The 17,647-nt window shown below is 67.1% G+C and carries 32 protein-coding genes; all 32 read left to right on the forward strand.

From position 1 onward, the window contains the following. The first annotated feature begins 249 nt into the window (after window positions 1–249). The 32 genes from rpsJ (at window position 250) to rplQ (ending at window position 17,639) form a co-directional block, all read left to right on the forward strand. On the forward strand, window positions 250–555 hold the full coding sequence (gene rpsJ / locus ACFORO_RS40010) for a 30S ribosomal protein S10 (protein ID WP_003102098.1): 306 nt from the start codon (window positions 250–252) through the stop codon (window positions 553–555). A 30-nt stretch (window positions 556–585) separates the two neighbouring features. After that, a complete protein-coding gene (gene rplC / locus ACFORO_RS40015; RefSeq protein WP_344270152.1) occupies window positions 586–1,236 on the forward strand; it encodes a 50S ribosomal protein L3 in 651 nt (216 codons plus the stop codon). A gap of 2 nt (window positions 1,237–1,238) precedes the next feature. Then, complete coding sequence (gene rplD / locus ACFORO_RS40020; RefSeq protein WP_377873170.1) at window positions 1,239–1,928, forward strand: 50S ribosomal protein L4; 690 nt, start codon at window positions 1,239–1,241, stop codon at window positions 1,926–1,928. Beyond that, on the forward strand, window positions 1,925–2,236 hold the full coding sequence (gene rplW, locus ACFORO_RS40025; RefSeq protein WP_009072304.1) for a 50S ribosomal protein L23: 312 nt from the start codon (window positions 1,925–1,927) through the stop codon (window positions 2,234–2,236). The genes rplD and rplW overlap by 4 nt, the downstream gene beginning before the upstream one ends. A gap of 15 nt (window positions 2,237–2,251) precedes the next feature. Beyond that, on the forward strand, window positions 2,252–3,085 hold the full coding sequence (gene rplB, locus ACFORO_RS40030) for a 50S ribosomal protein L2 (protein WP_037816266.1): 834 nt from the start codon (window positions 2,252–2,254) through the stop codon (window positions 3,083–3,085). Between the two features lie 18 nt (window positions 3,086–3,103). After that, window positions 3,104–3,385, forward strand: a complete 282-nt coding sequence (gene rpsS, locus ACFORO_RS40035) for a 30S ribosomal protein S19 (RefSeq protein ID WP_003102083.1) — start codon at window positions 3,104–3,106, stop codon at window positions 3,383–3,385. Between the two features lie 28 nt (window positions 3,386–3,413). After that, on the forward strand, window positions 3,414–3,827 hold the full coding sequence (gene rplV, locus ACFORO_RS40040; protein ID WP_344270166.1) for a 50S ribosomal protein L22: 414 nt from the start codon (window positions 3,414–3,416) through the stop codon (window positions 3,825–3,827). After that, window positions 3,827–4,672, forward strand: a complete 846-nt coding sequence (gene rpsC / locus ACFORO_RS40045; protein ID WP_377873171.1) for a 30S ribosomal protein S3 — start codon at window positions 3,827–3,829, stop codon at window positions 4,670–4,672. The genes rplV and rpsC overlap by 1 nt, the downstream gene beginning before the upstream one ends. A 3-nt stretch (window positions 4,673–4,675) precedes the next feature. After that, a complete protein-coding gene (rplP, locus tag ACFORO_RS40050) occupies window positions 4,676–5,092 on the forward strand; it encodes a 50S ribosomal protein L16 (protein ID WP_020662795.1) in 417 nt (138 codons plus the stop codon). Continuing rightward, window positions 5,092–5,337 (forward strand): 50S ribosomal protein L29, encoded by a 246-nt coding sequence (gene rpmC, locus ACFORO_RS40055; RefSeq protein WP_009072314.1) that lies wholly within the window; start codon window positions 5,092–5,094, stop codon window positions 5,335–5,337. Before rplP ends, rpmC begins: the two co-directional genes overlap by 1 nt. Beyond that, on the forward strand, window positions 5,334–5,612 hold the full coding sequence (gene rpsQ, locus ACFORO_RS40060) for a 30S ribosomal protein S17 (protein WP_116204582.1): 279 nt from the start codon (window positions 5,334–5,336) through the stop codon (window positions 5,610–5,612). Before rpmC ends, rpsQ begins: the two co-directional genes overlap by 4 nt. A gap of 75 nt (window positions 5,613–5,687) precedes the next feature. After that, a complete protein-coding gene (gene rplN / locus ACFORO_RS40065) occupies window positions 5,688–6,056 on the forward strand; it encodes a 50S ribosomal protein L14 (protein ID WP_004558867.1) in 369 nt (122 codons plus the stop codon). Continuing rightward, complete coding sequence (gene rplX / locus ACFORO_RS40070; RefSeq protein ID WP_033291190.1) at window positions 6,056–6,370, forward strand: 50S ribosomal protein L24; 315 nt, start codon at window positions 6,056–6,058, stop codon at window positions 6,368–6,370. The genes rplN and rplX overlap by 1 nt, the downstream gene beginning before the upstream one ends. A gap of 1 nt (window position 6,371) precedes the next feature. Beyond that, on the forward strand, window positions 6,372–6,935 hold the full coding sequence (gene rplE, locus ACFORO_RS40075; protein WP_354740630.1) for a 50S ribosomal protein L5: 564 nt from the start codon (window positions 6,372–6,374) through the stop codon (window positions 6,933–6,935). 4 nt (window positions 6,936–6,939) lie between these two features. Continuing rightward, window positions 6,940–7,125: a type Z 30S ribosomal protein S14 gene (locus ACFORO_RS40080; RefSeq protein ID WP_116204585.1), complete on the forward strand. Its 186-nt coding sequence runs from the start codon at window positions 6,940–6,942 to the stop codon at window positions 7,123–7,125. Window positions 7,126–7,231: 106 nt separating this feature from the next. After that, window positions 7,232–7,630, forward strand: coding sequence for a 30S ribosomal protein S8 (gene rpsH / locus ACFORO_RS40085; RefSeq protein WP_354740633.1), 399 nt, complete (start codon window positions 7,232–7,234; stop codon window positions 7,628–7,630). Between the two features lie 16 nt (window positions 7,631–7,646). Continuing rightward, window positions 7,647–8,186, forward strand: a complete 540-nt coding sequence (gene rplF / locus ACFORO_RS40090; RefSeq protein ID WP_354740635.1) for a 50S ribosomal protein L6 — start codon at window positions 7,647–7,649, stop codon at window positions 8,184–8,186. Beyond that, window positions 8,186–8,587: a 50S ribosomal protein L18 gene (gene rplR / locus ACFORO_RS40095; protein WP_354740637.1), complete on the forward strand. Its 402-nt coding sequence runs from the start codon at window positions 8,186–8,188 to the stop codon at window positions 8,585–8,587. The genes rplF and rplR overlap by 1 nt, the downstream gene beginning before the upstream one ends. A gap of 31 nt (window positions 8,588–8,618) precedes the next feature. After that, window positions 8,619–9,266, forward strand: a complete 648-nt coding sequence (gene rpsE, locus ACFORO_RS40100) for a 30S ribosomal protein S5 (RefSeq protein WP_067583695.1) — start codon at window positions 8,619–8,621, stop codon at window positions 9,264–9,266. Between the two features lies 1 nt (window position 9,267). Then, complete coding sequence (gene rpmD, locus ACFORO_RS40105) at window positions 9,268–9,453, forward strand: 50S ribosomal protein L30 (protein WP_004558875.1); 186 nt, start codon at window positions 9,268–9,270, stop codon at window positions 9,451–9,453. Then, window positions 9,450–9,896, forward strand: coding sequence for a 50S ribosomal protein L15 (rplO, locus tag ACFORO_RS40110; RefSeq protein WP_009072329.1), 447 nt, complete (start codon window positions 9,450–9,452; stop codon window positions 9,894–9,896). Before rpmD ends, rplO begins: the two co-directional genes overlap by 4 nt. An 872-nt stretch (window positions 9,897–10,768) precedes the next feature. Then, on the forward strand, window positions 10,769–12,076 hold the full coding sequence (secY, locus tag ACFORO_RS40115; protein ID WP_344270202.1) for a preprotein translocase subunit SecY: 1,308 nt from the start codon (window positions 10,769–10,771) through the stop codon (window positions 12,074–12,076). After that, window positions 12,073–12,627: an adenylate kinase gene (locus ACFORO_RS40120; RefSeq protein ID WP_116202460.1), complete on the forward strand. Its 555-nt coding sequence runs from the start codon at window positions 12,073–12,075 to the stop codon at window positions 12,625–12,627. Before secY ends, ACFORO_RS40120 begins: the two co-directional genes overlap by 4 nt. A gap of 44 nt (window positions 12,628–12,671) precedes the next feature. Beyond that, entirely contained in the window at window positions 12,672–13,448 is a 777-nt protein-coding gene (gene map, locus ACFORO_RS40125) for a type I methionyl aminopeptidase (RefSeq protein WP_354748220.1), read from the forward strand. A gap of 238 nt (window positions 13,449–13,686) precedes the next feature. Continuing rightward, window positions 13,687–13,908 carry a translation initiation factor IF-1 gene (gene infA, locus ACFORO_RS40130; RefSeq protein ID WP_004558881.1) on the forward strand — a complete coding sequence of 74 codons (222 nt, stop codon included), beginning with the start codon at window positions 13,687–13,689 and terminating at the stop codon, window positions 13,906–13,908. A gap of 37 nt (window positions 13,909–13,945) precedes the next feature. Continuing rightward, window positions 13,946–14,059, forward strand: coding sequence for a 50S ribosomal protein L36 (gene rpmJ / locus ACFORO_RS40135; protein ID WP_004558882.1), 114 nt, complete (start codon window positions 13,946–13,948; stop codon window positions 14,057–14,059). 197 nt (window positions 14,060–14,256) lie between these two features. Continuing rightward, entirely contained in the window at window positions 14,257–14,637 is a 381-nt protein-coding gene (gene rpsM / locus ACFORO_RS40140; RefSeq protein WP_009072337.1) for a 30S ribosomal protein S13, read from the forward strand. Then, the gene (locus ACFORO_RS40145; RefSeq protein ID WP_009072338.1) at window positions 14,634–14,819 is read left to right on the forward strand and encodes a hypothetical protein; all 186 of its coding nucleotides are present in this window, start codon (window positions 14,634–14,636) and stop codon (window positions 14,817–14,819) included. The genes rpsM and ACFORO_RS40145 overlap by 4 nt, the downstream gene beginning before the upstream one ends. Window positions 14,820–14,837: 18 nt before the next feature. Beyond that, complete coding sequence (gene rpsK / locus ACFORO_RS40150) at window positions 14,838–15,242, forward strand: 30S ribosomal protein S11 (RefSeq protein WP_009072340.1); 405 nt, start codon at window positions 14,838–14,840, stop codon at window positions 15,240–15,242. 23 nt (window positions 15,243–15,265) lie between these two features. Continuing rightward, window positions 15,266–15,871 carry a 30S ribosomal protein S4 gene (gene rpsD, locus ACFORO_RS40155; protein WP_116202463.1) on the forward strand — a complete coding sequence of 202 codons (606 nt, stop codon included), beginning with the start codon at window positions 15,266–15,268 and terminating at the stop codon, window positions 15,869–15,871. A 106-nt stretch (window positions 15,872–15,977) separates the two neighbouring features. Further along, entirely contained in the window at window positions 15,978–17,051 is a 1,074-nt protein-coding gene (locus tag ACFORO_RS40160) for a DNA-directed RNA polymerase subunit alpha (protein WP_009072342.1), read from the forward strand. Window positions 17,052–17,093: 42 nt separating this feature from the next. Beyond that, window positions 17,094–17,639, forward strand: coding sequence for a 50S ribosomal protein L17 (rplQ, locus tag ACFORO_RS40165; protein ID WP_354748208.1), 546 nt, complete (start codon window positions 17,094–17,096; stop codon window positions 17,637–17,639). The last annotated feature ends 8 nt before the right edge of the window (window positions 17,640–17,647 follow it).

Consider the following 17,647-nt stretch of genomic DNA (forward strand, 5'->3'; position numbering starts at 1 on the left):
TCCGTGGAGCTCGTCCTTCGGGTGAGGCTAGCGGGCAAGGCCAGTAGGGACGACTCTCGCGTCGGCCCGCGGCCTCCTCACGTAGAGGAAGACCAGGCAAGACGACGATCCTTAGGGATCCGTCTGTGCGGCGGGCGCGACACGCCCGACCGCGTGGACCGGGGACAGGGCCGTTGAACTGCTGAAACCCGGGCTCCGGCCCAGGTTGACGAGACAAAGCGGCACGAGACGACAAGGAACGCAGCCACCATGGCGGGACAGAAGATCCGCATCCGGCTCAAGGCCTACGACCACGAGGCGATCGACACCTCGGCGCGCAAGATCGTGGAAACGGTCACGCGCACCGGCGCCCGTGTTGTCGGGCCGGTGCCGCTGCCTACCGAGAAGAACGTTTACTGCGTCATCCGCTCGCCGCACAAGTACAAGGACTCGCGCGAGCACTTCGAGATGCGCACGCACAAGCGTCTGATCGACATCCTCGACCCGACGCCGAAGACGGTGGACGCGCTCATGCGCATCGACCTCCCGGCGAGCGTCGACGTCAACATCCAGTAAGCGTTGGGCGAGCGGCGGAGATAAGAACTCATGTCTGACAGGCAAATGAAGGGCATCCTGGGCACCAAGCTCGGCATGACCCAGGTCTTCGACGAGCAGAACCGGGTCATCCCGGTCACTGTCGTCAAGGCCGGACCGAACGTGGTGACCCAGGTTCGGACCACTGACAAGGACGGCTACGCGGCCGTGCAGCTGGCGTTCGGCGCGATCGACCCGCGCAAGGTGAACAAGCCGCGCACCGGCCACTTCGACAAGGCCGGCGTGACCCCGCGTCGCCACGTTGCCGAGCTGCGCACCACCGACGCCGAGACCTACGAGGTCGGCCAGGAGATCACCGCCGAGGTGTTCGAGGCCGGGACCTCGGTCGACGTGACCGGTACCAGCAAGGGCAAGGGCTACGCGGGCGTCATGAAGCGCCACGGCTTCAAGGGCCAGGGCGCGAGCCACGGTGCGCAGGCCGTGCACCGCAAGCCGGGTTCCATCGGCGGCTGCGCCACGCCGGGCCGCGTGTTCAAGGGCCTGCGCATGGCGGGCCGGATGGGTAGCGACCGGGTCACCACGCAGGGCCTGACCGTGCACGCGGTGCGTGCCGAGGACGGCCTGCTGCTGATCAAGGGCGCGGTGCCCGGTCCCAAGGGCGGCCTGCTGTTCGTGCGCAGTGCCGCGAAGGGTGGAAACTGACGATGACGAACGTCGAGCTGAAGACTCCGGCCGGTAAAGCCGACGGCACCGTCGAGCTCCCCGGGGAGATCTTCGACGTGCAGGCCAACGTCGCGCTGATGCACCAGGTCGTGGTGGGCCAGCTGGCCGCCGCGCGCCAGGGCACGCACGACACGAAGACCCGCGGTGAGGTCTCCGGTGGCGGCAAGAAGCCGTACCGGCAGAAGGGCACCGGTCGCGCCCGCCAGGGTTCGACCCGCGCGCCGCAGTTCGCCGGCGGTGGCGTCGTGCACGGCCCCACGCCGCGCGACTACACCCAGCGCACCCCGAAGAAGATGAAGGCCGCCGCTCTGCGTGGCGCCCTCTCGGACCGGGCCCGCGCCGGCCAGCTGCACGTCCTGACGGAACTGGTCACCGGCGAGAAGCCGTCGACCAAGACCGCCAAGACGGCGATCGCCGCCGCGACCCAGGCCAAGCGCGTTCTCGTGGTCCTGCACCGCGACGAGGAGCTCGCCTGGGTGTCCGCGCGGAACCTGCCGTACGTGCACCTGATCTGGGCTGACCAGCTCAACACCTACGACGTCCTGGTCAACGACGACGTCGTGTTCACCAAGGCCGCTTACGACGCGTTCGTGGCAGGCCCCGTCCGCGGGAAGGTCGTCAAGGCCCTCGCGCGTTCGAGCGACGTTTCGGAAGGGAGTGACGAGAAGTGAGCTCGGTCGCCATTCCGGACCCCCGCGACATCCTGCTCGCGCCGGTGATCTCCGAGAAGTCCTACGGACTGCTCGAGGACCACAAGTACACGTTCATCGTCCGTCCGGACGCCAACAAGACCCAGATCAAGATCGCGGTCGAGAAGGTGTTCGGCGTGAAGGTCGTCAGCGTCAACACGGCCAACCGCCAGGGCAAGCGGAAGCGGACTCGTACCGGCTTCGGCAAGCGCAAGGACACCAAGCGCGCCATCGTGACTCTTTCGCCTGAGAGCAAGGCGATCGAGATCTTCGGCGGACCCACCGCGTAAAGGACTGAGCTGACAATGGGCATCCGCAAGTACAAGCCGACGACCCCGGGTCGTCGCGGTTCGAGCGTCTCGGACTTCGCCGAGATCACCCGGTCCACGCCGGAGAAGTCGCTGCTGCGTCCGCTGAGCAAGACCGGCGGCCGCAACGCCTCGGGCAAGATCACCACCCGGCACAAGGGCGGTGGCCACAAGCGCGCCTACCGCGTGATCGACTTCCGTCGCCACGACAAGGACGGCGTGCCGGCCAAGGTCGCGCACATCGAGTACGACCCCAACCGCACCGCGCGCATCGCGCTGCTGCACTACGCCGACGGCGAGAAGCGCTACATCATCGCGCCGGAGAAGCTGAAGCAGGGCGACACGGTTGAGAACGGCCCCCGCGCCGACATCAAGCCGGGCAACAACCTGCCGCTGCGCAACATCCCGGTCGGCACCGTGATCCACGCGATCGAGCTCCGCCCCGGCGGCGGCGCGAAGATGGCCCGGTCCGCCGGTGCCCGCGTGCAGCTCGTCGCCAAGGACGGTCCTTACGCCCAGCTGCGTCTCCCCTCGGGCGAGATCCGCAACGTGGACGTGCGCAACCGCGCGACCGTCGGCGAGGTCGGCAACTCGGAGCACTCGAACATCAACTGGGGCAAGGCGGGCCGCAACCGCTGGCGCGGCAAGCGCCCGACTGTCCGCGGTGTCGTGATGAACCCGGTCGACCACCCGCACGGCGGTGGCGAGGGCAAGACGTCCGGTGGTCGCCACCCGGTGAACCCGAACGGCAAGCCCGAAGGCCGCACTCGCAAGAGCAAGCCGTCCGACAAACTGATCGTCCGCCGCCGGCGTACCGGCAAGAAGCGCTGAGCAGGGAGGTAGAAGCACATGCCACGCAGCCTTAAGAAGGGCCCGTTCGTGGACGACCACCTGCTCAAGAAGGTGGACGCTCTCAACGAATCGGGCAAGAAGACCGTGATCAAGACTTGGTCGCGGCGCTCCACGATCATCCCGGACTTCCTGGGGCACACGATCGCGGTGCACGACGGCCGCAAGCACGTCCCGGTGTTCGTCACCGAGGCGATGGTGGGTCACAAGCTGGGCGAGTTCGCCCCGACGCGGACCTTCAAGGGCCACATCAAGGACGACCGCAAGTCGCGCCGCCGCTGAGCGGGCCAGAGAAAGTTAAGGGAAGCAGATGAACGCCCAGTCAAACGCCACGGCCACGGCAGAAGAGCTGCCCACGGCCGTCGCGCGGGCTCGCTTTGTCCGGGACGCGCCGATGAAGGTGCGCCGGGTGATCGAGCTCGTCAAGGGTCGTAGCGTCAGCGAGGCCTTGGCCGTGCTCCGGTTCGCGCCGCAGGCTGCCAGCACGCAGCTCGCGAAGGTCATCGCCAGCGCGGCGGCCAACGCCGAGAACAACCTCCAGCTGGACCCGGAGACGCTCTGGATCAAGTCCGCGACCGCCGACGAGGGCCCGACCCTCAAGCGCATCCGTCCGCGTGCCCAGGGCCGTGCGTACCGGATCCGCAAGCGCACCAGCCACATCACCGTGGTGGTCGAGTCGCGGCCTGCGGAGAAGAAGAGCAACAAGAAGGCAGGTGGCCGGTAGTGGGCCAGAAGATCAACCCGCACGGCTTCCGCCTGGGTATCACCACTGACTGGAAGTCGCGCTGGTACGCCGACAAGCAGTACGCGGAGTACGTGGCCGAGGATGTCAAGATCCGCAAGCTGCTCTCCACCGGCATGGAGCGCGCCGGCATCTCCAAGGTCGAGATCGAGCGCACCCGTGACCGCGTCCGCGTCGACATCCACACCGCCCGGCCGGGCATCGTCATCGGCCGCCGCGGCGCGGAGGCCGACCGGATCCGCGGCGCGCTGGAGAAGCTGACCAAGAAGCAGGTCCAGCTGAACATCCTCGAGGTGAAGAACCCCGAGGCCGACGCGCAGCTGGTCGCCCAGGGTGTCGCGGAGCAGCTGAGCAACCGCGTGGCGTTCCGCCGCGCGATGCGCAAGGCGATCCAGACCTCCATGCGCTCGCCGCAGGTCAAGGGCATCCGCGTGCAGTGCGGCGGTCGTCTCGGCGGTGCCGAGATGTCCCGCTCCGAGCACTACCGCGACGGCCGGGTCCCGCTGCACACGCTGCGCGCCGACATCGACTACGGCTTCTTCGAGGCCAAGACGACGTTCGGTCGCATCGGCGTGAAGGTGTGGATCTACAAGGGCGAGCTGGTCGGCGGACTGAAGGCGCGCGCCGAGCGCGACGCCGCCGCGTCGGCCGCGGACCGCGCGCCGCGCCGCGACCGCGGCGACCGGCCGTCCCGTCCGCGCCGTTCCGGCGCGTCGGGCACGACCCCGACCTCGACCGAGGCCGGCCGCGCCGCCGCCGCTGCGAAGAGCGACAACGCGACCGAGGCGGCTCCGGCCACCGAGACCGCAGAAAAGACGGAGGGCTGAGACGTGCTCATCCCGCGCAGGGTCAAGCACCGCAAGCAGCACTCCCCGAAGCGCCACGGCGCCGCCAAGGGCGGTACCAAGGTCAGCTTCGGCGAGTACGGCATCCAGGCGCTTGAGCACAGCTACGTGACGAACCGGCAGATCGAGTCCGCTCGTATCGCCATGACCCGTCACATCAAGCGCGGCGGCAAGGTGTGGACCACGATCTACCCGGACCGCCCGCTGACCAAGAAGCCGGCGGAAACCCGCATGGGTTCCGGCAAGGGTTCGCCCGAGTGGTGGATCGCCAACGTGAAGCCGGGTCGCGTGATGTTCGAGATCAGCTTCCCGAACGAGGAGACCGCCCGCGAGGCGCTCCGTCGCGCGATCCACAAGCTGCCCATGAAGTGCCGCATCGTGACCCGGGAAGGTGAGTTCTGATGGCTAACGGAGCCGCACAGGCATCCGAGCTGCGTGAGCTCACCGCCGAAGAGCTCGTGCTGCGTCTGAAGGAATACAAGGAGGAGCTCTTCAACCTCCGCTTCCAGATGGCGACCGGGCAGCTGGACAACAACCGTCGGCTGCGCACCGTCCGCACGGACATCGCGCGGATCTACACGGTCATGCGCGAGCGCGAGCTCGGCCTGTCCGTGGCGCCCGACGCCGAAAGTGAAGGTGCCGCATGAGCGAGGCTGCCACCGAGAAGACCGCCCGGAACTACCGCAAGGTCCGCGAGGGTTACGTCGTCTCGGACAAGATGGACAAGACGATCGTGGTCGAGCTCGAGGACCGCAAGAAGCACCCGCGCTACTCGAAGGTTCTCCGCAGCACCACCAAGGTCAAGGTGCACGACGAGAACAACGAGGCGGGCGTGGGCGACCGGGTCACGCTGATGGAGACCCGGCCGCTGTCGGCGACCAAGCGCTGGCGTCTGGTGCAGGTCGTGGAGAAGGCCAAGTAAGCAGGGCTCTTTCGGGAGTCCTTGGTTCCGCAAGGCTCGCGACAGCGAGAACCAGCGCGACATACAGGAGTTGACGTGATCCAGCAGGAGTCGCGGCTTCGGGTTGCCGACAACACGGGCGCGAAGGAAATCCTTTGCATCCGCGTGCTCGGCGGCTCCGGGCGGCGCTACGCCGGCATCGGCGACATCATCGTCGCCACCGTGAAGGACGCCATCCCGGCCGCCGGGGTGAAGAAGGGCGATGTCGTCAAGGCTGTCATCGTCCGCACGGTGAAGGAGCGCCGTCGTCCGGACGGTTCCTACATCCGGTTCGACGAGAACGCCGCCGTGCTCATCAAGAACGACAACGAGCCCCGGGGCACCCGCATCTTCGGCCCGGTGGGCCGCGAGCTGCGCGACCGAAAGTTCATGAAGATCATTTCGCTCGCGCCGGAGGTGCTGTGATGAAGGTGAAGAAGGGCGACACGGTCGTCGTCATCGCCGGCAAGGACAAGGGCGCGAAGGGCAAGGTCATTCAGGCCTACCCCGAGCGGGAGCGCGTGCTGGTCGAGGGTGTCAACCGGATCAAGAAGCACACCCGGATCACCCAGACCCAGCGTGGCGCCCAGTCCGGCGGCATCGTGACGCAGGAAGCGCCTATTCACGTGTCGAACGTGATGGTCGTGGACTCGGACGGCAAGCCGACCCGGGTGGGCTACCGCATCGGCGAGGACGGCAAGAAGGTCCGGGTCTCGCGCCGGAACGGCAAGGACATCTGACATGACCACCGCAGAGAAGATCGCGCCGCGTCTGAAGACCCGGTACCGCGAAGAGATCAAGGGCGAACTCCAGAAGGAGTTCTCCATCCCCAACGTGCACCAGATTCCCGGCGTCGTGAAGATCGTCGTGAACATGGGTGTCGGGGACGCCGCCCGGGACAGCAAGCTGATCGACGGCGCGGTCCGCGACCTCGCCCTGATCACCGGGCAGAAGCCGGAAATCCGGAAGGCCCGCAAGTCCATCGCGCAGTTCAAGCTCCGCGAGGGACAGCCGATCGGTGCGCGCGTCACGCTGCGCGGCGACCGGATGTGGGAGTTCCTCGACCGGCTGCTGACCATCGCGCTGCCCCGTATCCGCGACTTCCGCGGGCTTTCGCCCAAGCAGTTCGACGGCAACGGCAACTACACGTTCGGTCTCAACGAGCAGTCGATGTTCCACGAGATCAACCCGGACGACATCGACCGCCCTCGCGGCATGGACGTCACCGTCGTCACGACCGCCACCACCGACGACGAGGGCCGGGCGCTGCTGCGCAAGCTCGGTTTCCCGTTCAAGGAGAACTGAGCCGATGGCTAAGAAAGCGCTAGTCAGCAAGGCTTCGAAGAAGCCGAAGTTCGCGGTGCGCGGCTACACCCGGTGCAACCGGTGCGGCCGTCCGCACTCGGTCTACCGCAAGTTCGGCCTGTGCCGGATCTGCCTCCGGGAGATGGCGCACGCGGGCGAACTGCCCGGTGTCCACAAGTCCAGCTGGTAAGGCTCGAAACTCTATTCCCAGTTCGCCACAGGCCCCGCCGCCCCGGCCGGAGACCTCTCCGGCCGGGCGAGGCGGGGAACCAGGCGAGAAAGGTTGACAGGTCACCATGACGATGACCGACCCGATCGCAGACTTCTTGACCCGTCTGCGCAACGCGAACTCGGCGTACCACGACGAGGTCGTGCTTCCGCACTCGAAGATCAAGGCGAACATCGCCGAGATCCTCAAGCGCGAGGGCTACATCGCGAGCTACCGCGACGAGCCGGGCGAGAAGCACAAGAACCTCATCGTGGAGCTGAAGTACGGCCCCAACCGCGAGCGGAGCATCGCCGGCCTTCGCCGCGTCTCCAAGCCGGGTCTGCGGGTCTACGCAAAATCGACCGAACTGCCGAACGTTCTCGGCGGCCTCGGCGTCGCGATCATCTCGACGTCCGGCGGCCTGCAGACCGACCGGCAGGCCAAGCGCAACAACGTGGGCGGCGAAGTCCTCGCCTACGTCTGGTAAGGAAGGGGGCACAGACATGTCACGCATCGGAAAGCTGCCGGTCGCCGTCCCCTCCGGGGTCGAGGTGACCATCGACGGCCAGAACGTCAAGGTCAAGGGGCCGAAGGGCACCCTGGAGCACACCGTCGCCGAGCCGATCTTCGTCGAGCGCGACGAGGACGGCACGCTGCTGGTGAAGCGTCCGGACGACGAGCGCACGAGCCGTGCCCTGCACGGTCTCACCCGCACGCTGGTGAACAACCTCGTGGTGGGCGTGACCGAGGGCTACGAGAAGAAGCTCGAAATCCACGGCGTCGGTTACCGCGTGCAGGCCAAGGGTTCGGACCTCGAGTTCGCCCTCGGCTACAGCCACCCGGTCAAGATCGAGGCCCCGGAAGGCATCACCTTCAAGGTGGAGTCGCCGACCCGGTTCTCGGTGTCCGGCATCGACAAGCAGAAGGTCGGCCAGATCTCCGCGGTCATCCGCAAGCTGCGCCGCCCGGACCCGTACAAGGGCAAGGGCCTGCGCTACGAGGGTGAGAAGATCCGCCGCAAGGTCGGAAAGACGGGTAAGTGATGAGCGACACGACTATCACCAAGCGCAAGCCGGTCGGCAAGGACATCTCGACCCGCCGCCGCGTCGCCAAGACCCGTCGGCACTTCCGCCTCCGCAAGAAGATCAGCGGGACGCCGGTGCGTCCCCGCATGGTCGTCAAGCGGTCCTCGCGGCACATCACCGTGCAGGTGATCGACGACCTCGCCGGTCACACGCTGGCGTCGGCGTCCACCCTCGAAACCGACCTCCGGTCGTTCGAGGGCGACAAGAAGGCCAAGGCGGCGAAGGTCGGCGAACTGGTGGCTTCGCGCGCCAAGGACGCCGGCATCGAAGCCGTGGTGTTCGACCGTGGCGGCAACGCCTACCACGGCCGCATCGCCGCGCTTGCCGACGCCGCCCGTGAGGCGGGGTTGAAGTTCTGATGCACATGCTCGTGAATGGAAGGAAAGCCTGATGCCGGGACGTACACGGCAATTCGGCGGCGGCCAGGGCGGACCGGGCGGTCAGGGCGGCAACGACCGCAACGACCGCCGCGGTGGCGGCCGGGACCGGCGCGACGGCGGCCGTGGCGGGGCCGGCCAGGACAAGACCCCGCACCTTGAGAAGGTCGTGACGATCAACCGCGTCGCCAAGGTCGTCAAGGGCGGTCGTCGCTTCAGCTTCACCGCCCTGGTGGTCGTCGGCGACGGCGACGGTCAGGTCGGCGTCGGCTACGGCAAGGCCAAGGAAGTTCCCGCGGCCATCGCCAAGGGCGTCGAGGAAGCGAAGAAGAACTTCTTCCGCGTTCCGCGCGTCGCCGGCACCATTCCGCACCCGATCCAGGGTGAGGAAGCCGCCGGTGTCGTGCTGCTCCGTCCCGCCTCCGCTGGTACCGGCGTCATCGCCGGCGGCCCGGTGCGCGCGGTGCTGGAGTGCGCGGGCGTCCACGACGTGCTGTCGAAGTCGCTCGGCTCCGACAACGCGATCAACATCGTGCACGCGACCGTGGCGGCCCTGAAGGGCCTGCAGCGTCCGGAGGAGGTGGCCGCTCGCCGCGGTCTGCCGCTCGAGGACGTCGCCCCGGCCCGGATGCTGCGTCAGCGTGCCGGCCAGGGGGTCTGACATGGCTCAGCTCAAGGTCACTCAGGTCAAGAGCAAGATCGGCACGAAGCACGCTCACCGCGAGTCGCTGCGCACCCTCGGGCTGCGCAAGATCCGCCAGAGCGTCGTGCGTGAGGACACCCCCCAGGTGCGCGGCCTGATCCACACCGTCCGCCACCTGGTGGAGGTCGAGGAGGTCCAGGCATGACCGCCATCAAGATCCACCACCTTCGTCCGGCTCCTGGCGCCAAGCGCGACAAGATCCGCGTCGGCCGTGGTGAGGGTTCGAAGGGCAAGACCGCCGGTCGCGGCACGAAGGGCACCAAGGCCCGGAAGAACGTGCCCGCCGGGTTCGAGGGTGGGCAGATGCCCATCCACATGCGGCTGCCGAAGCTGCGTGGATTCAAGAACCGGTTCCGCACCGAGTACCAGCCGGTGAACGTGGGCGACATCGCCCGCGTGTTCGCCGACGGTGGCAAGGTCGGTCCGGAGGAGCTGGCCGCGAACGGTCTCGTTCGCAAGGGCAAGCTCGTCAAGGTTCTCGGCAACGGGGACCTGAACGGGGTCAAGCTCGAGCTGACCGCGCACGCTTTCTCCGGCTCTGCCAAGGAGAAGATCGAGGCTGCTGGTGGTTCGGCCACCGTTAGCTGATCTGGCTGCGTTAAGCGGGCCCGTCCGGTTTTCCGGGCGGGCCCGCTTTGTTTTGTCTGCTCGGCTCGTCGCCTGGCGGCGACATTGCCGCTCGTTGGTTGCGTGGGGCACCCCGAAGGTTGATTGTGCTGACGGTTCGGGGGTGCTTGTCAAGGCGGGAAAGATGCCTTGACAAGCACCCCCGAACCGCAGGGAGGCTTCGTATCGGGGTGCGGGGGAGGGGCTGGGTGCCTCGATCGTTGGGCGCACCGGTGCGGTTTGTCGAGGTGCACCGGTGCGGTTTGTTGGTGGGTGGGGCTTGCGCCCCAATGTGGCATTGGGTGCGTCAGACGCACCGAACGCCACATTGGGTGCGTGCGATGCACCCAATGCCACATTGGGGCGCGTTCCGGCGGTGGGCGGAGGCGGTCCGTGAAGGGCTCCTTGAGGGAATCTGGTTCCGTGAGGGGCCCCTTGAGGGAATGCCGGTTCGCGAGGGGAGCCCTGGGGATGTTTGTCCGTGAGGGGAACCCTGGGGGACTCTGAGTCCGTGAAGGTTCCCCTCACGGATCGTCAGCGGGGGCGCGGTGGTGGCGTTTTTTCGTGCTGCTGTGGGAAAGCCCGCCGAACGGCGCGGGCCGAACAGGTGATCATCTGTGCTCCGACTGGCCTCACCTGCGGCTCAGTGCTGCGGGGCTGTCTCGCACTGAGACGTAAAACGCACACGCGCTGCGGGCGGCCCATGCGAAGCTGTTAGAGTCGGCGGCACGCTTCCGGGCCTGTTTGCCCTGAAGCGTTCCTGGCTTGCCAGTGAGTCAGACATCCCGCCGGTCTCGTACCGGCCAAGCCGATCGTCGGTTGGGACGACCGACGACGCCGAGGAGGTCCCCCGCGTGCTCAGCGCATTCCGCTCGGCTCTCGCGACGCCGGATCTACGCAAGAAGATCCTGTTCACGCTAGCCATCGTCGCGGTCTACCGGATCGGTGCAACCATCCCGGCTCCGGGGGTCTCGTTCGCCGCCGTGCAGGCCTGTACCGCACAGGCCGATCAGCAGGGCGTGTACCAGCTGCTCAACCTCTTCAGCGGCGGTGCGCTGCTGCAGCTGTCGCTGTTCGCGACGGGCATCATGCCCTACATCACCGCGAGCATCATCATTCAGCTGCTCACCGTGGTCATTCCTCGGTTCGAGGAGCTGAAGAAGGAAGGCCAGTCCGGCCAGAACAAGCTGACCCAGTACACCCGGTACCTCACGATCGCGCTGGCGATCCTGCAGGCCACCGGCGTGGTCGCGCTCGCCGACCGCGGCACCCTGTTCCAGGGCTGCTCGCAGCCGATCATCCCGGACAACAGCATCTACTCGCTGACGCTGATCGTGGTCACCATGACCGCGGGCACCGCGGTGATGATGTGGCTGGGCGAGCTCATCACCGAGCGCGGCGTCGGCAACGGCATGTCCGTCCTGATCTTCCTGAACATCGCGGCCCGCATCCCGGCCGAGGGCGCCAACATCATCAGCAACGGCGGCGGCGTCGCGCTGGTCGTGGTCCTCGCGTTCGGCCTGGTGATCATCGCCAGCGTCATCTTCGTCGAGCAGGGCCAGCGCCGGATCCCGGTGCAGTACGCCAAGCGCATGGTCGGCCGCCGGATGTACGGCGGCACCTCGACCTACCTGCCGATCAAGGTGAACCAGGCCGGTGTCATCCCGGTCATCTTCGCCTCTTCGCTGCTGTACCTGCCGCAGCTGCTCAGCCAGCTGATCGGCGACCCGCAGAGCAACTCGGGCTGGCAGTCGTTCATTCAGAACTACCTGGTCAACCAGAGCAGCTGGGTGCACATCCTGCTCTACTTCCTGTTGATCATCTTCTTCACCTACTTCTACATCACGATCACGTTCAACGTGGACGAGCGTGCGGAAGAGATGAAGAAGTTCGGCGGCTTCATCCCGGGCATCCGGCCCGGGCGCCCGACCGCCGAGTACCTCAGCTTCGTGCTGGGCCGGATCACTCTCCCCGGCTCGCTGTACCTGGGCATCATCGCGATCCTCCCGAACTTCTTCCTGTCCCTCACCGGCAGCGGGAACAACCAGAACTTCCCGTTCGGTGGCACGGCTGTGCTGATCATGGTCGGCGTCGGGCTCGACACCGTCAAACAGATCGAAAGCCAGCTGATGCAGCGCAACTACGAAGGGTTCTTGAAGTGACGCGACTGGTTCTCGTCGGCCCGCCCGGCGCGGGCAAAGGCACGCAGGCGGTGGCCCTGTCCGAGCAGCTGCGGATCCCGCACATCTCGACGGGCGACCTGTTCCGGGCGCACGTGGGCCAGGAGACCCCGCTCGGCCAGGAGGCCAAGCGGTACCTGGACTCGGGCGAACTGGTGCCGGACTCGGTGACCAACGAGATGGTCCGCGAGCGGCTGGCCGAACCGGACGCGAAGGCAGGCTTCCTGCTCGACGGGTTCCCCCGCAACACCAAGCAGGCCGAGGTCCTCGGCGAGATGCTGAGCGAGGCCGACAGCAAGCTCGACGCGGTCATCCAGCTCGACGTGGCCGAGGACGTCGTCGTCGGCCGCCTCATGTCGCGCGGCCGCTCGGACGACACCGAAGACGTGATCCGCCGCCGCCAGCAGGTGTACGTGTCGGAGACCGCGCCGCTGCTGGAGTACTACGCCGACATCCTCGTGAAGGTCGACGGCGTCGGCGAGGTGCAGGAGATCTCGGACCGCGTGCTGAAAGCGCTGCGCGACCGCACGTGAACCTCGGAGGATTGCGTGTTCTGCAAGTGCTCCGCCGCGGGCGCATGATCGAGGTCAAGACGCGCGGCGAGCTGGAGGCCATGCGGGCGGCCGGTCTCGTCGTCGCCCGCACCCTTGCCGCCGTGCGCGAGCTCGCGCGGGCCGGGGTCAGCACGGCCGAGCTCGACGAACTGGCCGAGCAGACGATCCGCGACGCCGGCGCGGTGCCCTCGTTCAAGGGCTACCACGGGTTCCCGGCGTCGATCTGCGCTTCGGTCAACGAGCAGATCGTGCACGGCATCCCGTCGAGCAAGCAGGTGCTCGCCGAGGGCGACCTGATCTCGGTCGACTGCGGCGCGATCCTCGACGGCTGGCACGGCGACTCCGCGGTGACGCTGGAAATCGGCGAGGTCAGCGAAAAGGACCACGAGCTTTCCGCGGCTACCGAACGCGCCATGTGGGCGGGCATCGAAGCCGTCCGCGCGGGCTCCCGGCTCACCGACATCTCGTTCGCCGTGCAGACCGCCGCCGAAAAGGCGAGCCGGGACGACGGCCGCGAGTACGGGATGATCCTCGAGTACGGCGGCCACGGCATCGGTCGCGAGATGCACATGGAACCGTTCCTGCCCAACGTCGGCAAACCCGGCAAGGGCCCGCGGCTCAAGCCCGGCATGGCGCTCGCGGTCGAGCCCATGCTGACCGGCGGCAGCGGCGAAACCCTCGAACTGGAAGACGGCTGGACGGTCGTCACCATCGACGGTTCGCGCGCCGCGCACTGGGAGCACACCGTCGCCATCACCGAAGACGGTCCCTGGGTCCTCACCCTGCCCGAAGAGTCCTGAGCGGCCCCGCGCCGCCACTCACAAGGGTCTACTTCACCCCCGGTCGACGGGGTACTGCACGGGTTGCGTACACTGTCAAGTCGGCGCGCTCATGCGCCGGTTCCAGCATGCTCGTGAATTCTCGCGAACCTCATGGACCCGGGGCCGAGTGTGGCCGAGCACCACCCAGTAAGCAAGGACTCGAGCTCAAAACCGATCACGCTGTGCACGTCACGCGTGCTCAGGGATTGCGGAGGACATGGCTAAGAAAGACGGGGCCATCGAGGTCGAAGGCCGCGTGGTCGAGCCGCTCCCCAACGCGATGTTCCGTGTCGAGTTGGAGAACGGCCACAAGGTCCTGGCACACATCAGCGGCAAGATGCGGCAGCACTACATCCGCATCCTGCCCGAAGACAGGGTTGTCGTGGAGCTGTCGCCCTACGACCTCTCCCGTGGTCGCATCGTCTACCGCTACAAGTGATCACGCCAGAGCCGAGCAGAGCAGGAAGCAGGAAGACGTGAAGGTTCAGCCGAGCGTCAAGAAGATCTGCGACAAGTGCAAGGTGATCCGCCGTCACGGCCGGATCATGGTGATCTGCGAGAACCTGCGTCACAAGCAGCGTCAGGGCTGACCACCGCACTGCAGCAGGCCGCTTGACGGCTACCCACCCTCCCCGTGCCTGCCGGATCGTGAAAGCGACTCCGGCGCACCCCCGGACTTCAGGCCGGGGCCGGGACACCCGGGGCGCAAGCCACGGGCCGACAGGCGAGTCGGTTCCGGAACCGGACGGGGAGCAGACCTGAAGACGAACCCGAAAAAGGAGCACCAGTGGCACGACTCGCTGGCGTAGACCTCCCCCGCGAGAAGCGGTTGGAGATCGCGCTGACTTACATCTACGGGATCGGCCGTACCCGCTCGAAGCAGATGATCGCTGCTGCCGAGCTGAACGCCGACACCCGCGTCAAGGACCTCAGCGACGAGGATCTCGTCAAGCTGAAGGACTACATCGACGAAAACTTCAAGGTCGAGGGTGACCTTCGCCGTGAGGTGAACGCCGACATCCGGCGCAAGATCGAGATCGGGACCTACCAGGGTCTGCGCTGGCGTCGCGGTCTTCCGGTGCGCGGTCAGCGCACCAAGACCAACGCCCGCACCCGCAAGGGCCCGAAGAAGACGGTCGCCGGCAAGAAGAAGGCTGGCAAGAAGTGAGCACCCAGGGCAAGAAGGTCGTTCGCATGGGCGGTTCCGTCCGTCGCTCCACGGCTTGTGTCTCGCCCAAGGCGCTCTACGCCCGCCCGATGGCACTGCGCAACCTCTACACCGACGCCGGATCCATCATCCGGCGAGGGCAGCAGGAAGCGGTCGCCGCTCACCAAGAGAACGCGCGCTAACAGGAGATCCCTCAGAACATGCCACCCAAGAGCCGCACTGCGGGGGCCAAGAAGGTCCGCCGCAAGGAAAAGAAGAATGTCGCGCACGGTCACGCGCACATCAAGAGCACCTTCAACAACACCATCGTCTCGATCACGGACCCGACCGGTGCCGTGATCGCGTGGGCCTCCAGCGGCCACGTGGGCTTCAAGGGCTCGCGCAAGTCGACTCCGTTCGCCGCGCAGATGGCCGCCGAGAACGCCGCCCGCAAGGCCGCGGAACACGGCATGAAGAAGGTCGACGTTTTCGTGAAGGGCCCGGGTTCGGGCCGCGAGACGGCGATCCGCTCGCTGCAGGCGGCCGGCCTCGAGGTCGGCACCATCCAGGACGTGACCCCGCAGCCTCACAACGGCTGCCGCCCGCCCAAGCGGCGCCGGGTCTGAGGAACGGGGAGGAGTACTAAGAAATGGCTCGTTACACCGGCCCCGCGACGCGTATTTCGCGTCGCCTCAAGGTTGACCTCATCGGCGGCGACCAGGCTTTCGAGCGTCGCCCCTACCCGCCGGGCCAGCACGGCCGCGGGCGCATCAAGGAGTCCGAGTACCTCCTGCAGTCGCAGGAGAAGCAGAAGGCTCGCTACACCTACGGCGTTCTCGAGCGCCAGTTCGTCCGGTACTACAAGGAAGCCGTGCGGCGTCCGGGCAAGACCGGTGAGAACCTGCTGCAGATCCTCGAGTCCCGGCTGGACAACGTGATCTACCGCGCCGGCATCGCCCGCACCCGCCGTCAGGCGCGGCAGCTGGTGAGCCACGGCCACTTCCTGGTCAACGGCGTCAAGGTCAACGTGCCGTCCTACCAGGTCACCAAGTGGGACATCATCGACGTCAAGCCGAAGTCGGCGGGCACGCTTCCGTTCGTGGTCGCGAAGGAGTCCTTCGGCGACCGTCCGGTCCCGGCGTGGCTGCAGGTCGTTCAGTCGAACCTCCGCGTGCTGGTCCACCAGCTGCCGGAGCGCGCGCAGATCGACGTTCCGGTGCAGGAACAGCTGATCGTCGAGCTCTACTCGAAGTAACCGGTCTCTGCGACTGGTTACGGGGCGGCGGCGCCCAGAGTGCGCCGCCGTCACGCCATCCCTTCGACGTCATATGGCGGGCGTCGTCTGGAAAGGAAACTAAGAAATGCTGATTTCCCAGCGGCCGGCTCTCGGCGAAGAGACGGTCAACGAGACCCGCTCCCGGTTCACCATCGAACCGCTGGAGCCCGGCTTCGGCTACACGCTCGGCAACTCGCTGCGGCGCACGCTGCTGTCGTCCATCCCGGGCGCGGCCGTGACGAGCATCCGCATCGACGGCGTGCTGCACGAATTCACCACCGTTCCCGGGGTGAAGGAAGACGTCACCGACATCATCCTGAACCTGAAGGAACTGGTCGTGTCGTCGGAAGAGGACGAGCCGGTCACCATGTACCTGCGCAAGCAGGGCCCGGGTGAGGTCACGGCTGCCGACATCGTGCCGCCCGCGGGCGTCACCGTGCACAACCCGGATCTGCACATCGCGTCGCTGAACGGCAAGGGCAAGCTCGAGATCGAGCTCGTCGTCGAGCGCGGCCGCGGTTACGTTCCGGCCCTGCAGAACAAGCAGGCGGGCGCGGAGATCGGCCGGATCCCGGTCGACTCGATCTACTCGCCGGTGCTGAAGGTGACTTACAAGGTCGAGGCCACCCGTGTCGAGCAGCGCACCGACTTCGACAAGCTGATCCTGGACGTCGAGACCAAGCCGTCGATCACCGCGCGCGACGCGGTGGCCTCGGCCGGCAAGACGCTGGTGGAGCTGTTCGGTCTCGCTCGCGAGCTGAACGTCGACGCCGAGGGCATCGAGATCGGCCCGTCGCCGCAGGAGGCGGACACCATCGCCGCCTACGCGATGCCGATCGAGGACCTGGACCTCACCGTCCGGTCGTACAACTGCCTGAAGCGCGAAGGCATCCACACCGTTGGCGAGCTGGTCTCGCGCAGCGAGGCGGACCTTCTCGACATCCGCAACTTCGGCGCCAAGTCGATCGACGAGGTCAAGCTGAAGCTCGTCGGCCTCGGCCTCGCGCTGAAGGACAGCCCGCCCGGGTTCGACCCGTCCGCGGCTGCCACCAGCTACGACGGCGAAGGCTGGTCGGAAGGGGTCGCCGGCATCGGCGGCGGGATTTCGGACGACGGCCACGACGATGGCCAGGACTACGCAGAGACCGAGCAGCTCTGAGGCCTCGTGCCCGGACGCTGTGAGCTGAACTAGGAGAAAGTCATGCCCACCCCTACCAAGGGAGCCCGGCTCGGCGGGTCTGCCGCGCACGAGCGGCTGATCCTGGCCAACCTGGCCACTCAGCTGTTCGAGCACGGCAAGATCACGACGACCGAGGCCAAGGCCAAGCGGGTCCGCCCGCTGGCCGAGAAGCTGATCACCAAGGCGAAGCGGGGCGACCTGCACAACCGTCGCCTGGTGCAGAAGGTCGTCCGGGACAAGGACGTCGTGCACAAGCTGTTCGCCGAGATCGGTCCGCACTTCGCGGAGCGCGCCGGCGGTTACACCCGCATCACCAAGACGATGCCGCGCAAGGGCGACAACGCCGCCATGGCCGTCATCGAACTGGTCGCGGAGAAGACCGTGACCTCTGAGGCCGAGCGGGCCCGCGGCACCAAGTTCGCCAAGGACGAGGTCGCCGCCGCTCCGGTCGCCGAGGAAGCCGCTGAGGCTCCTGCCGCGACCGAAGAGGCCCCGGCTGCCGAAGAGGCCGCTCCGGCCGCGGACGAGGCTGCTGCCTCGGACGACGCGGACGCCAAGAAGGACTGAGTCCTGCC

It is taken from the genome of Amycolatopsis halotolerans, assembly GCF_042647905.1.
Taxonomy (GTDB): Bacteria; Actinomycetota; Actinomycetes; order Mycobacteriales; family Pseudonocardiaceae; genus Amycolatopsis; species Amycolatopsis halotolerans.

Bases quoted from the DNA above. Each gene is read 5' to 3' on its own strand.
- rpsJ (WP_003102098.1), top strand. From the start codon at position 250: ATGGCGGGACAGAAGATCCGCATCCGGCTCAAGGCCTACGACCACGAG.
- rplV (WP_344270166.1), top strand. From the start codon at position 3,414: ATGAACGCCCAGTCAAACGCCACGGCCACGGCAGAAGAGCTGCCCACG.
- rplC (WP_344270152.1), top strand. From the start codon at position 586: ATGTCTGACAGGCAAATGAAGGGCATCCTGGGCACCAAGCTCGGCATG.
- rplF (WP_354740635.1), top strand. From the start codon at position 7,647: ATGTCACGCATCGGAAAGCTGCCGGTCGCCGTCCCCTCCGGGGTCGAG.
- rplX (WP_033291190.1), top strand. From the start codon at position 6,056: ATGAAGGTGAAGAAGGGCGACACGGTCGTCGTCATCGCCGGCAAGGAC.
- ACFORO_RS40160 (WP_009072342.1), top strand. From the start codon at position 15,978: ATGCTGATTTCCCAGCGGCCGGCTCTCGGCGAAGAGACGGTCAACGAG.
- rplB (WP_037816266.1), top strand. From the start codon at position 2,252: ATGGGCATCCGCAAGTACAAGCCGACGACCCCGGGTCGTCGCGGTTCG.
- ACFORO_RS40080 (WP_116204585.1), top strand. From the start codon at position 6,940: ATGGCTAAGAAAGCGCTAGTCAGCAAGGCTTCGAAGAAGCCGAAGTTC.
- rplE (WP_354740630.1), top strand. From the start codon at position 6,372: ATGACCACCGCAGAGAAGATCGCGCCGCGTCTGAAGACCCGGTACCGC.
- rplD (WP_377873170.1), top strand. From the start codon at position 1,239: ATGACGAACGTCGAGCTGAAGACTCCGGCCGGTAAAGCCGACGGCACC.
- rpsQ (WP_116204582.1), top strand. From the start codon at position 5,334: ATGAGCGAGGCTGCCACCGAGAAGACCGCCCGGAACTACCGCAAGGTC.
- rplQ (WP_354748208.1), top strand. From the start codon at position 17,094: ATGCCCACCCCTACCAAGGGAGCCCGGCTCGGCGGGTCTGCCGCGCAC.
- infA (WP_004558881.1), top strand. From the start codon at position 13,687: ATGGCTAAGAAAGACGGGGCCATCGAGGTCGAAGGCCGCGTGGTCGAG.
- rpmC (WP_009072314.1), top strand. From the start codon at position 5,092: ATGGCTAACGGAGCCGCACAGGCATCCGAGCTGCGTGAGCTCACCGCC.
- rplO (WP_009072329.1), top strand. From the start codon at position 9,450: ATGACCGCCATCAAGATCCACCACCTTCGTCCGGCTCCTGGCGCCAAG.
- rpsS (WP_003102083.1), top strand. From the start codon at position 3,104: ATGCCACGCAGCCTTAAGAAGGGCCCGTTCGTGGACGACCACCTGCTC.
- rpsK (WP_009072340.1), top strand. From the start codon at position 14,838: ATGCCACCCAAGAGCCGCACTGCGGGGGCCAAGAAGGTCCGCCGCAAG.
- map (WP_354748220.1), top strand. From the start codon at position 12,672: ATGATCGAGGTCAAGACGCGCGGCGAGCTGGAGGCCATGCGGGCGGCC.
- rpsH (WP_354740633.1), top strand. From the start codon at position 7,232: ATGACGATGACCGACCCGATCGCAGACTTCTTGACCCGTCTGCGCAAC.
- rpsE (WP_067583695.1), top strand. From the start codon at position 8,619: ATGCCGGGACGTACACGGCAATTCGGCGGCGGCCAGGGCGGACCGGGC.
- rpsD (WP_116202463.1), top strand. From the start codon at position 15,266: ATGGCTCGTTACACCGGCCCCGCGACGCGTATTTCGCGTCGCCTCAAG.
- rpmD (WP_004558875.1), top strand. From the start codon at position 9,268: ATGGCTCAGCTCAAGGTCACTCAGGTCAAGAGCAAGATCGGCACGAAG.
- rplR (WP_354740637.1), top strand. From the start codon at position 8,186: ATGAGCGACACGACTATCACCAAGCGCAAGCCGGTCGGCAAGGACATC.